This window comes from Pseudoalteromonas sp. NCIMB 1079 (genome assembly GCF_040567695.1).
GTDB classification, from domain to species: domain Bacteria; phylum Pseudomonadota; class Gammaproteobacteria; order Enterobacterales; family Alteromonadaceae; genus Pseudoalteromonas; species Pseudoalteromonas distincta.
This window is the reverse complement of record NZ_JBEWZA010000002.1, coordinates 634,642-647,368: the sequence shown is the minus strand read 5'-3', so window position 1 is coordinate 647,368 and position 12,727 is coordinate 634,642. Positions and strand designations below refer to the sequence as shown.

Here is a 12,727-nt window from a genome sequence, read left to right as displayed (position 1 = left end):
AACTGAGCAAGTACTTTTAGCTGTATTTATCTAATCAACAACGACTTGGTTTCTTCCGTTTTCTTTTGCTTTATAAAGTAATTTATCTGCATGCTTAATAAGAACATCTAGTGTGCTTTTTAAAGGGTTACTTACAGAGGCTCCAACACTAAAAGTGATTTTTGTATCACTAGGAAGGTCTTTTATATTACTACAATGCTCGGTAAACCTAGTGGCTAGCTGGTCAAATATATCTCGAATAGCTAGTTCGTCAACCGAATTTAGTGCAAACAACCATTCTTCGCCGCCGTAGCGGCCAAACTGATGATCACCACTTAGTGTTTCTTTTGCAGCCTTTGCAAAGGAAATAAGAACTAAATCTCCAACATCGTGACCAAATTGGTCGTTAACTTTTTTAAAGTAGTCTAAGTCAATAATCGCTATAGTCATTTTACCTTCACCAAGCTTTGCTTCTGCTGCGCGCATTATTCCTCTGCGATTAGGGCAATTTGTTAGATAATCTGTTAATGAAATATCGTGATATTTTTGACGTTGTCGAGCTTGCCGATAAAATAAAAATAATGAAGCAATCACTAAAATAAATGCAATAGCAGCGCTAAGTCGCCAAATTATTTTTTGTTGGTACTCTTCTTTAGCTTGTAGTTCACTAATGTCTTTTGCGTACTCTAGTTGCTGTATTTTTTCTTCTTTTTCTTTTACTTCAAACTGCACCTGTAGTGTTTTTATATTATTTTCACTGGTAGCTTCGTAGTGTTTTTTTGTATAAAGGAGCTTTTGTTCAATTGCTTCAAAAGCCTCGTCAGTGTAGTTAAGGCGTCGCTTTAGCTCATAGCGTTTACTTAAAAAATCGGCTTTATAAATACTGCGGCTGAATTTATCTAAGTTTAAAAATACCTCATCGTTTGCTTCATTTGCTTGATCAAGTAAATCTAGTTTTATATATATGTCAGCTAACAAAATGAGCGATGCGAGTTGCATGTCGTGTACACCAGCAGAACGAGCAAGTTCAATGTTTTCTTTAGTTAAAGTTAAAGCTTTATCGTAGTTTGCTTGTAAGTACTCAATACTAGCAATTGAGTATTGGGCAAAGGTTAAGCCTTTTTGCATATTAGCTTTTTTAAAGTAGAACAATGCTTTGTCTAGGTATATTAAGGCATCTTTAGGTTTTTTTATCTCGAGCAATATATTGCCTAAACTCCAATATGCTTTTGCAGTAAAAAGCCCATCTTGTGTTTGCTCATATGCCGCAACCGCTTTTTTTGCATAATATATGGCTTTGTCTTTTTCGTTTAGATAATTATATGCATCGGCTATTTTTCTAAAAAAGTATCCCTGAGATGCTGAATCGTCATCTTTTAATGCTAATTCTAGCCCCTCTAGTGCAACATTTAGGGTCTTTTTCAATGCGTCTGTATCGGTGTAATAGTAAGCAAGTGCTCGTAAAATAATAATTTTTTCTTTAGATGAATGCTGTTGCAAGCTCTCTTCTAATTTTGTGGCTAGCGTGTGTGCTGGAGCTGGGTTTGCATCCCTCGCTAGAGACTTGAGTTGTGATTCGAGAAATAATAAATGTACACTTTTTTGGTTTGGTAACTCTTTGTTCTTTAAGTAATAAGATAAGTGAGTATTTAACGCTGCGTATTTTTCTTGTCTAAAAAGTAACTCCGCGTACAAAGCGGCCGCTTCTAAATGAAGTTTTTCCCAATTTTGATCTTTGCTTATTTTAAACGCTTGAGTGAGTTTGTCTCCATTTTGAAGATAGTCTAATTCATTTAGTTTTATGTTATTGATGAGAGTTTGAGTCGTGTCAAAGTCTAGCGCATGTGAAGTTGCATTTAATGAAACGCCGTTAGCAGAGGCAAGTTTACTAAAAAGTAAAAATAAAAGGAGAACAATATACTTTGCCCATAAAGTATTACCTAAAATCTTTATTTGTGTATTGTTAGCCATGTTAATCCTTTGCTGATTTATTTTTATTATTGAAATACTTATTCACAGTGCTTAATAAACTTGGGTTTGAACAGCTTTTTTATACTTCTCATTGAAAAAATAAGACCACAAACGATATCAATTTAATTAATAAAAACAAACACATTGTATAATATAGTCGCTGTTGTTATGTGTTTTATTAAAAATCAGCAGCTACTTCAAACTCTAATCGTTTAAGCGTAATAGGGTGAGTAAATGCTAAGTATTCTGCATGTAAATGTAATCGTTCGGCTTTTTGCCCGTAATGTGTGTCGCCTATAATTGGCATGTTTAAACCTAAGCTGTGCGCACAATGCACTCTTAATTGATGAGTTCGCCCTGTTTTAGGGTATAACTGTAATCGGGTAATATTGTTGTTACGCTCTAAAACCTGCCAGGTAGTAAGTGATGGCTTACCGTGTGTGTAACACACCATTTGGCGCGGTTTATCATCAAAGTCGAGCACTAAGGGTAAATCAATCACTCCGCTATCCTCAGCTACGTTGCCATTAACTAATGCGACATAACGTTTATCTATGGTGCGTTCAATAAACTGCTTTTGCAGTGCTTTGTGCACGCGTTTATTAAGCGCAATCATCAATAACCCAGAAGTCGACATATCTAATCTGTGTACAATTAGTGGGCCTGATGCCTCTGGAAACTGCGTTTTTATGCGCATATAAACTGAGTCATCAATATTAACGCCAGGTACCGATAAAAACTCAGCGGGCTTATTTACCACAAGTAAGTCGTCATCTTTATAAACAATATTTAAATCTTTACCCTGAGCTGGGTTGATAAGTAGCGGGTTATCTTCAACATCTAAACCCTTTAGCATGTGCCCAAGTATTGGTTGGCATTTACTGTAACAAGAAGGGTAGTAGTTTTTATGCTGCCTAATTGCTGATTTAGGTGCTGCTCCCCACCAAAACTCTGCCATAGCAAGTGGCTTTAAGTCATGTTTATAGGCGTATTGTAATAATTTAGGCGCTGCACAATCGCCAGCACCCGAAGGAGGAGTGTGCTCAGGTAATGCTGCAAAAATAGCATTTAAATCTGTAGTTTCACCATTTGCATTTAAAAATTGGTACTGTGCAAATAGTTTTTTTTGTAAGCTTTTAGAAAGCGTTTTACGGCGTTTTTTTAAATGAGTAATTTCATCAGAAATATTGATGTGTGTTTGCTGCAGTGACTCGATTATATTTTGCCAATAGGCTTTAAGTGCCAGCAGTTGCTTTTTTTCTACGATGCTTTGCCCTGCAAGCTTATTTTTTAACTGCTCAAAATCACTTTCGCTAAGCTCTAATTTGCCTTCAGTACGTTGTATTTTTCTTTGCTGACGACCGGCTTGCATTACCGCCTGTTGAGCTAATAACGCTTGCTGGTAGCTCTGTGTTGCATCATCAAGTTTGCTATTAACTTCAAGCAGTTGTTCACTATTTTCTAATTGCTCAATTTGAGCATTAATATCGTTAATTATTTTACTTTGAGCCAAATAGGTATCGTCTTGAAGTTGCATGCTAGAAACAGGCGGCACAAAGCTAATATTGCCTTTATCACCTTCAATTTGCCCCGAATAAGCGCTTAAAAAGCCTAATTGTTGCTTAGCATTTTGCACCACTAAAACCCCAAACATTTTACCTGCATTTTCTGCTTTTAAATGGGTTAACGTTTCAAGTTGTTGCTGTAATTGTTTAGTGGCTGCTACAGCTAATGGTTGCGGCTCGTAATAAAAAGGGAAAGTAAACTTTTCAGGAAGCGCGAGAGCATCAATATTTTGAGAAAATAATGTAAAGCAAGAAGCAGAATTTGACATAGAAGTAAGAGAAAAGCATTCAGTAAAATAATTGAGCGCATAATAACATATTCATAGTTAAGCCACTAAAAATCTCGCACCCGCATATTCATAAACACTTTAAAGCGGACATTCATGTTTTATGTATCAGTATGGGGTCGCAGCAAACCTAGGAGTCTCGTTTGTTAGTAAAGTCTCAGTAGTAATATATCTATCATTATCAAAATACTTAAGCTTATCGATTCTCAATAATTGAGCGCATTTCGAAACGATGACTTACCTGATAGATCAGAGACGAAAAATCAATTTACAGAATAACTGAATATTTAGGAGTTCTATATTATGAGTCAAAATATCGCAAGTTTTATTACTAAAACCCTTGAACAAGCTGGCGTAAAACGTATTTGGGGAGTAACTGGCGATTCACTTAACGGCATTAGTGAAAGTCTGCGAAAAATGGGAACAATTGAATGGTTAGGTACGCGACATGAAGAAGCTGCCGCATTTGCGGCTGGTGGCGAAGCCCATTTATCAGGCGAGCTTGCGGTGTGTGCGGGTTCTTGCGGGCCAGGTAACCTTCATTTAATTAATGGCTTATTTGATTGTCAGCGCAATAATGTACCAGTATTAGCAATTGCCGCACATATTCCTTCATCTGAAATTGGTAGTAGTTATTTTCAAGAAACCCATCCGCAAGAATTATTTAAAGAATGCAGTGTGTATTGTGAAATGGTGTCGAGCCCTGAGCAAATGCCGTACCTGCTAGAAACCGCAATGCGACAAGCAATACTAAACAAAGGCGTGAGTGTACTTGTGCTACCTGGCGACATTGCATTAAAAGATATGCCTAAAGCTATCAAACCAAAATGGAACGTGCCAAAGCCAGCAACGTATACCCCCGCTTTATCTGATATTGAAGCAATGGCGACTCATCTTAATAAAAGTAAAAAAGTAACCTTATTGTGTGGTGCTGGTTGTAAGGATGCCCACGACGAAATTGTTGCGCTAGCCGAAAAACTACAAGCGCCAATTGTGCATGCCATGCGCGGTAAAGAATTTATTGAATACGATAATCCTTACGATGTTGGTATGACCGGATTTATTGGCTTTGCGTCGGGCTATCATGCAATGCAAGAAGCCGATACGTTACTTATGATTGGTACTAGTTTTCCTTATCGTGCTTTTTACCCCGAAAATACCACCATATTACAAATTGATAATCAAGCTGCGTCACTCGGGCGACACGTGCAAATTGACTGTGGCGTGTTAGGGGATACTAAAAATTCAGTGACCACACTGCTTGATTATATTAAAGGTGAGCGTACAAGTTCGCACTTACAAAAATGTGTTAAAAATTACAAAGAGTCTCGACAAGATCTCGATGAACTAGCCAGCGGCAAAACCTCGCAAAATTTAATTCACCCGCAATACCTAACACGGTTACTCAACGAGCAAGCGGCTGACGATGCTGTTTTTACTTGTGACGTAGGTACGCCAACAGTGTGGGCTGCGCGTTATTTATCAATGAATGGTAAGCGGCGCTTAATTGGATCGTTTAATCATGGCTCTATGGCAAATGCGATGTCGCAGGCAATGGGGGTTCAATCTGTTGATAGAGATCGCCAAGTCATTGCAATGTGTGGCGATGGTGGCTTTTCGATGTTAATGGGGGATTTAATCTCACTTAAGCAGCTTAATTTACCAATAAAGATTGTTGTTTATAATAATCGTTCACTCAGTTTTGTGGCTATGGAAATGAAAGCCAGTGGGTTTTTATCAAGCGATACCGATTTAGAAAACCTAAGTTTTGCTAACATTGCACAGGCCTGCGGCTTAAAAGGGATTCATGTGGATGACCCTGAAAAATTACCATCGGCAATGAATGAGATGATGAATCACTCAGGACCTGTTGTTTTAGAAGTCGATACCGCAAAACAAGAGCTTTCAATGCCGCCGCAAATCAAATTAGAGCAAGCAAAAGGCTTTAGTGTTTACATGATGAAGGCGTTAATAAACGGCAAAGGAAACGAGATTGTAGAGCTTGCCAAAACTAACTGGTCACGCTAGTTAGTTACTTCCCTATTGAGTATTTTGGCTCAATAGGGAAGTATAAAGCAATAATGTCCTCTATTATTTGCTTATTGAAAATGTATACCTTTCACGTAATGTAAAAAACGTCTGACATACTTTCTTAAATATTAATAAACCATAGTGCTCTCTTGTAACTTGTTGAACTAAAAGTAAAATAACATGAAGTTTGTATAGAGTAGGTAATAGTAATAACCTATAAGGTCAATTACGTGTTTATAAAAGTAGGTATAGAGCGTTGATTAAAATTGAAGACTTTTCTTTAGCATGGCGCTGGATTAGCTCATCCTATGGTAATTTTTCTAAAGATACACTAAATAAACTTATTCCGTTGAGCGAAGATCAAGCAAGAGCATTAATTGCTACTACACCTATTAACTTTCCGGTCGGAGCAAAAAGATTCGACTCCACAGAAGGGAGTGAGTTAACACGCCAATGGTTAAAGGGCTTAGTAAATGATTCGCAAACAGTAACAATTTGCTGGGATCAAGAAACAGCGCTTACCCTACCTTGGCTAGTTTTTTGTGATTACTATGAGGTTTTTGAGTTTGACTCAAGTGCAATGTAATAAGCTAAAACACTTAGCATTGGCCTCAATTGCTACTTGGTAGTTGTTTTTAGTTTAACGTTTTACTCGCTTTACTCAATTAAAGTAAAGCGAGCGCTCAGTATCACTTACAAACTCTTTTTAGGCGGAAGAGCCACGTTTGCAAATATTAGCCCTGCAACAAGCGACATAAATATTAAAAACGTTTGCTGGCCTATATGCTCTGCGTATATAAAATCTTGGCCTTCAATGAGTGAGTTTAAGCCAATATAGGTTTTGCTACCTGGTACTAATACAATTAAGCCTTGCATGGCCACAATAGAGGCCGGCGCATTAGCAACACGGTTAAACAAGTTACTAAATATACCCACCGATAAAGCACCTACAAACGTACCTAACGTGTAATCAAGGTACATAGCCGAGCCAATACTGGTGCCATAGGCTATAAACCCTGATGCAATAGACCAAACAGCGTGCTTAAGTTTGGTTCTAAAAATAACGATTAAGCTGCTACAAAGTAAAAATATGGCGAGCCATGCTGTCCACTTTGGTAATGGTTCAGGTTGTACAAAGTCAGCTTGCCCAAAGAGTGCAAAGCCAATGCCTATGCCAATAAAACCGCCAAAATAGAGTTTAAATAACAGCATAAACGAGTCCATGACTCTTGCTGTACCCGACACTAAATGCCGCGCTGCAAGCTCTGCTAAGCCAAGCGCAAGTGCTAAACCGGGTATAAATACAATAATGGCCGAAAGTACCACCAAGCGTATGTTTATTTCAGGTGTTATATACACGCTTACTGCACATGCAAGTATTGCCGATATTATGGCTACCAATGGCTCAAGCATATGGGCTACGCGTTTTGAGCGCCCAGACCAAAGCACAAACAAATAAACAACTAAAGTAAGAAGCGATGACCAAATAACATCAGTCCAGCTAGTACCCATTAACATGGCAAACGCACCACCAGAAGTTGCAAAGGCAACGCCCGTAACAAGTTTATTGTATGGGTTTGGCATGTCGTAGATAGCATCTAGCTGGGCGTCAACTTCTTGTAAAGTTAGCTTGTCGTCAAGCATTTGGTTTACAAGATCGTCGGTGTCGGCAAGTGAGCCTAAATCGTGATCGCCAGGGTCTACACGCGCAACGTGGGTGTACTCGTCTTCGTGGCCATCAGTCCAAATAACAAACGTTACCGAAGTTGGCGACATAACAAACGACGATTTAAGCCCTAAATATGTAGCCACTTCCATTAGGTGTGCTTCTAGGCGGTAAGCAGGCGTACCATACTTGTGAAGCATTTTACCCAATTTAACGATAAATTTGCGTTTTTCTGTAAAGGTTGCAGTTTTCAAATCTTTTTGGACCAAATATTGCGATAACTAAGCTAAAAATATAGACAATACAGCTAAAACTGCCCACGTTTGATGGGCGCGATTTTAAACACTAATTGGTGTGTGTCTAGTCATTTTTAATCTAATTTTTTATTTTTTTCAGCTATCCATTGCGACATGTATTGAGTGCTGCGCATTGTATGATGTTTGAGCATTTGGCCTATGAAGTTTTTTTCGCGATGAGCCTCTAAATCGCTACTTATTGAATCGATTTTTTTAATTAACACCGTGCTCAATTGTGCTTTATCGTAAAGCGTATTAAGGAGCGTGTTGCCATCTTGCTGCGCTTGTTCAAAGTCATTTTGATTGGTGTACATTTCAACAGCAGCATTGGCAAAATCGTCGGCGGTGTTGGCTATTTTACCAGGCCATGGTAAATCGTTATGCATGCCCTCTGCGCCAATATTAGTGGTAACGCTGGGTGTTTGCATAATCATGGCTTCAAGTAATTTACCTTTAATCCCTGCACCAAAACGCAGTGGTGCTAAACATACGCGTGCGCTTTGCATTACATCAAACGCATTATCGGCCCAGCCTTTTATTAAAAACCCTGTTTTAGGGTTATTTAGTGCCGTGGCTTTTGGTGGTGGGTAGGAGCCATAAATATGTAGTTCTGCTTTTGGGAGTTGCTTGCGAATAAGTGGCCATATTTTTTGTAAGTAAAGTACAGCATCCCAGTTTGGCGCGTGTCTAAAGTTACCTATGGTCATAAAGTGCTGGCGCTGCTCAAACGTTTTTGTACTTGTAGGTAATGAGCTTAAATCGACCATAAATGGTAAATGGTGTAATAAGCTCGGCTCTATTTTAAATACACTGTTTAGCAGGCTCATTTCATAACTTGAAATAATTAAGCTTAGGTCGCAGCGTAAAATAGCGGCAATTTCGCGTTTTGCTATGTCTGAGTGTAAATCGCTGGTTGTAAACTCGCGCTCACCTTTGTGCGCTTCGTGGCGAGCGTTACGCAAACATTGTAAATCTTCGGTATCTAAAATTTTAATCGCATTTGGGCAATGTTTATCGACGCGCCAGCCAAATTGCTCTTCCATCATAAAACGGTCAAACATGACTATGTCTGGGTTATAAGCTTTAACGTATTCGTCAAAGCTGTCGCAGTTTAGTGCAATGCTTTGGCTGGTTATACCAAAGTCGTCAAGGTTTACCATGTGGTCGGTGCGCTGCGCGGGCGTTGCAAATTCAACGTCCCAGTTTTGCGCTCTAAATGCATTTAATAACGACATCATGTGCGTTCCCGCAGCAGACGAATTTGGCTCTGGCCATACGTAGCCAATTACCAGCACTTTTTTCATTGGCTAGAATCTCTAATTTGTAAGTTTACATTTACCAGTGTTTTTACTGGCGGGGCTGTATTTTGTAGTAGCTCTTGCAGTATTAAAAGGCACCGCTTAGCTATATCAGTTGTATTAATAGCCACGGTTGTTAAGTGATTATTTATAACCGCGCTATTAGGAATGTGGTGGCAACTCACTACTTTAATACAGTGATGAGTTAATGAGTTAATAGCGGCAATAACACCTTGAGCAATAATATCGTTTGCACACACCACTGCGTTTAATGTGGGGTTGTGTTTATATGCTTCTATAAATGCATTTTTAGCGCTAAGGGCTGTGTTTACTGCGCAGTCAATGGGTGCTAATGGAGTAATGCTGTGCTGCGCGCATGCGGTATTAAAGCCACTTTGCAGTGCTTGTGAATCACTTAAAGTAAGTTCATTGCCTATAAATGCTATGTTTGTCACGCCTTGTGCGAGTAAATGCATACTGGCTACGTGGCTGGCTTTTTTATAGTCGGGTAATACACACGGAGCTGCGCTAAAGGGCACTTCGCTCATTAAGGTAATTACTTTGTGTTGCGCGCTGAGCGCATCCAGCCATTTGGGGCAAGTATTAGCAACGGGGCAAATAATAAATGCAGCCGCGTTGTATTCTTTTAAGTTTTTAACTGCGTTTGCTTGTAGCTCAAGACTATTATTACTACTTACAATCATGGCTTGTAAGCCATTGTCGTTTAACAAAAGTTGTAAGCTGGTAGCAAGGTGTGCCATAGCTGGGTTAGTTAAATCATTTATTACTATGGCCACTAAGTTAGAGCGTTTTGAGCGCATAGCAGCGGCATCACGATTATAAACGTACCCTAGCTCATCTATCGCTTTGAGTATTTTTTGTTTACTTTTATTGCCCACTTTATCGCTTTGGGTAAGTACCAACGATACGGTTGATTTTGATACACCAGCACGCTCTGCAACATCAAAAATGGTGACTGATTTGGCTTTGTTATGCATTGTATTTTAAGTACCGCAGTGGTGAATAAATAGCGCTGTAGTTTAGCTTAATCAGCACTATTAAGTCATCTTTTAGAGGTGTTTAACTTACCTTAATACTTTATGAACAAAGCAAAACGTGTTTATATACGCCTATAAGAGTAAAAAATAACAAAAGGATAAAAACATGAGCGCTTTTAGGCTGTTAGTTGCCTTTATTTGTTGTGCGGCATTGGTGCCAACAAGTTACGCCGAGCAGGGCTATCAAACCCCATCACCTGAACTTGCAGCATTGGTTGACGCTAAGTTAGCACCCACTAGTTACTTATCGAGCGATGGCCAGTGGCTAGCGCTTTTTGAGCGCAAACGTGTAGTAACCCTTGATGAACTTGCAAAAGAAGAGCTTAAGCTTGCTGGTATTAAGCTAAACCCCGCTAATTTTTCGCGCTCTCGTGTGAGTGCCAAATTTAGTGCCGTGGAGCTAAAGCATGTTCAAAGCGGGTCGGTTATTAGCATTAACAACTTACCTAATGGCATTATCCGCTCACCTAAATGGTCATCTAATAGTAAATATTTAGCCTTTGTTGTTGAGCAACCAACCCAAGCCAACTTATGGCTTTACAGCGTTGAAACCAAACAAGCAAAAGAGTTAACTAGTGCTGCGTTAAATTCGGTACTAACTGCCTCACCATATAAATGGCTGCCAGATAGCAGCGCCATTGTTGCAAATCTTGCTGTTAATTTTGGTAAACCGAGGCTTGAAAATAACAGCCAAAATGTAGTGCCTGTTATTCAACAAAGTACTGGCGAAAAAGCACCAGCACGTACTTACCAAAATTTATTAACCAGCCCGTATGATGAATCACAGTTTAAGTTTTACGGCCAAGGGCAATTGGCTTACATAACGCTTGATGGCAATACTCAAGCAATAGGTAGCCCTTCTTTATTTAAATCGTTTTCGGTATCACCTGATTCTACCAATATTTTAGTTGCCGGTATTAATGAGCCGTTTTCGTATCAAGTGCCTTATAGCCGCTTTGCAAGCACATGGCAAATATGGGGCATGCGCGGCTATGCATTAGCAGAGCTGGCAAAACAGCCACTTGCCGATAATATTCCACAAGGTTACGACAGTGTACGCACTGGCCGTCGTGATTTTGAATGGCGAGCCGATCAAGGCGCTGAAGTTATTTGGGCAGAAGCACAAGATGGCGGCGACATGAAAACCGACGTTGAGCATCATGATTATGTTTACAGCTTACGTGCACCATTTAAACGCGAGCCCAAATTATTTGCCAAAGTAGAGCGCCGTTATGCGGGAATGGAGTGGGGCAACGAAAACGTAGCCATGCTGACAGACTGGCGCTTTAGCGATCGCCAAGTACGCACCTTTGTTGTACAGCCACGAAATGCCGACAGAAACCGCGTTTTATTTTCAGAGCGTAGTTACAACGATGCGTATAAAGACCCAGGTAATGCAATTTACGAGCGCAACGATTTAGGCGCAAACGTAATTAAAATTGTAGGCGGGCGTTATATTTACCTGCGCGGTAATGGTGCTTCAGAGCAAGGTAATGTGCCGTTTTTAGATAGGTACGATGTTAAAACAAATAGCAGCAAGCGTTTATGGCAATCAGAAGCGCCATACTATGAGCGTGTTCGTGCACTACTTGATGACGAAGGTGAGCGCTTTATTACTATTCGCGAATCTAAAACTGAGCAACCTAACTTTTTTATACGTGATTTAGATAACGACACGTTAACGCAATTAACGACATTTGAGCACCCGTACCCTGCATTTAAAGGCGTAACTAAAGAGCAATTACGTTATAAACGCGACGACGGTGTTGAGCTTTCGGGCACGCTTTATTTACCACCAGGGTACGATAAAACACAAGGCCCGTTACCGGTACTTATGTGGGCTTACCCACTTGAATACAAAGATAAAGCCGTAGCATCGCAAGTTCGCGAATCGCCTTATGCGTTTACCTACATTGGTTATTGGGGCCCAATGCCTTACCTTGCTAAAGGGATTGCTGTGTTTGACGACCCTAAAATGCCAATAGTGGGTATTGATGGCAGCGAGCCAAACGATAACTTTAGAAAGCAGTTAGTATCAAGTGCGCAAGCAGCTGTTGATGTATTAGTTAAAAAAGGCATTGCCGATAAAAACAAAATTGCCATAGCAGGGCACTCGTATGGTGCATTTATGGTTGCTAACTTATTGGCGCATAGCGATTTATTTAAAACAGGTATTGCCCGCAGTGGCGCGTATAACCGCACATTAACGCCGTTTGGTTTTCAAGGAGAAGAGCGTGATTTTTGGCAAGCACAAAGTGTGTACGCTAATATGTCGCCGTTTTTTCACGCTGAAAAAATTAACGAACCAATGTTAATGATCCACGGTCAAGAAGATCCTAATTCAGGAACCTTCCCAATGCAAAGTGAGCGCATGTATGCAGCCCTAAAAGGTTTAGGTAAAGATGCTCGCTTAGTAATGCTCCCTTATGAAGCACATGGTTACCGTGCGCGTAAAAGCTTATTACATGTGTTGTGGGAACAAGAACAGTGGTTAGATAAGTATTTGTTAAATGATACAGCAGAGCCAGTAGAGGTTATTACTGAACCCGTGGTAAGTGCTGGGCAATAGTAATAAA

8 protein-coding genes are annotated in these 12,727 nt (G+C 39.8%); 3 read left to right on the top strand and 5 right to left on the bottom strand.

Translation table 11 applies throughout. The annotated features are described in order from the left end of the window. Nucleotides 1–30: 30 nt before the first annotated feature. Together ABX891_RS19545 and ABX891_RS19540 are read right to left on the bottom strand one after the other, a co-directional pair. Nucleotides 31–1,950 carry a tetratricopeptide repeat-containing diguanylate cyclase gene (locus tag ABX891_RS19545; RefSeq protein ID WP_354630439.1) on the bottom strand — a complete coding sequence of 640 codons (1,920 nt, stop codon included), beginning with the start codon at nt 1,948–1,950 and terminating at the stop codon, nt 31–33. Nucleotides 1,951–2,128: 178 nt separating this feature from the next. Next, on the bottom strand, nt 2,129–3,784 hold the full coding sequence (locus ABX891_RS19540) for an RluA family pseudouridine synthase (RefSeq protein ID WP_354630438.1): 1,656 nt from the start codon (nt 3,782–3,784) through the stop codon (nt 2,129–2,131). Between the two features lie 321 nt (nt 3,785–4,105). On the opposite strand from ABX891_RS19540, the gene poxB reads away from it, so the two are divergent. Next, the gene (gene poxB / locus ABX891_RS19535; RefSeq protein WP_354630437.1) at nt 4,106–5,830 is read left to right on the top strand and encodes a ubiquinone-dependent pyruvate dehydrogenase; all 1,725 of its coding nucleotides are present in this window, start codon (nt 4,106–4,108) and stop codon (nt 5,828–5,830) included. Between the two features lie 259 nt (nt 5,831–6,089). Next, a complete protein-coding gene (locus ABX891_RS19530; RefSeq protein WP_354630436.1) occupies nt 6,090–6,419 on the top strand; it encodes a hypothetical protein in 330 nt (109 codons plus the stop codon). Between the two features lie 107 nt (nt 6,420–6,526). On the opposite strand, the gene ABX891_RS19525 is transcribed toward ABX891_RS19530, so the two are convergent. From ABX891_RS19525 to ABX891_RS19515, 3 genes are all read right to left on the bottom strand, one after another. Next, complete coding sequence (locus ABX891_RS19525; protein ID WP_002960134.1) at nt 6,527–7,753, bottom strand: threonine/serine exporter family protein; 1,227 nt, start codon at nt 7,751–7,753, stop codon at nt 6,527–6,529. 116 nt (nt 7,754–7,869) lie between these two features. Beyond that, entirely contained in the window at nt 7,870–9,099 is a 1,230-nt protein-coding gene (locus ABX891_RS19520) for a glycosyltransferase (protein ID WP_354630435.1), read from the bottom strand. Then, entirely contained in the window at nt 9,096–10,091 is a 996-nt protein-coding gene (locus ABX891_RS19515) for a LacI family DNA-binding transcriptional regulator (protein WP_354630434.1), read from the bottom strand. The genes ABX891_RS19520 and ABX891_RS19515 overlap by 4 nt, the downstream gene beginning before the upstream one ends. A gap of 166 nt (nt 10,092–10,257) precedes the next feature. On the opposite strand from ABX891_RS19515, the gene ABX891_RS19510 reads away from it, so the two are divergent. After that, the gene (locus ABX891_RS19510; protein ID WP_354630433.1) at nt 10,258–12,720 is read left to right on the top strand and encodes a S9 family peptidase; all 2,463 of its coding nucleotides are present in this window, start codon (nt 10,258–10,260) and stop codon (nt 12,718–12,720) included. The last annotated feature ends 7 nt before the right edge of the window (nt 12,721–12,727 follow it).

Coding starts and splice junctions, on each gene's coding strand:
- ABX891_RS19515 (WP_354630434.1), bottom strand. CDS start 10,091: ATGCATAACAAAGCCAAATCAGTCACCATTTTTGATGTTGCAGAGCGT.
- poxB (WP_354630437.1), top strand. CDS start 4,106: ATGAGTCAAAATATCGCAAGTTTTATTACTAAAACCCTTGAACAAGCT.
- ABX891_RS19540 (WP_354630438.1), bottom strand. CDS start 3,784: ATGTCAAATTCTGCTTCTTGCTTTACATTATTTTCTCAAAATATTGAT.
- ABX891_RS19510 (WP_354630433.1), top strand. CDS start 10,258: ATGAGCGCTTTTAGGCTGTTAGTTGCCTTTATTTGTTGTGCGGCATTG.
- ABX891_RS19545 (WP_354630439.1), bottom strand. CDS start 1,950: ATGGCTAACAATACACAAATAAAGATTTTAGGTAATACTTTATGGGCA.
- ABX891_RS19520 (WP_354630435.1), bottom strand. CDS start 9,099: ATGAAAAAAGTGCTGGTAATTGGCTACGTATGGCCAGAGCCAAATTCG.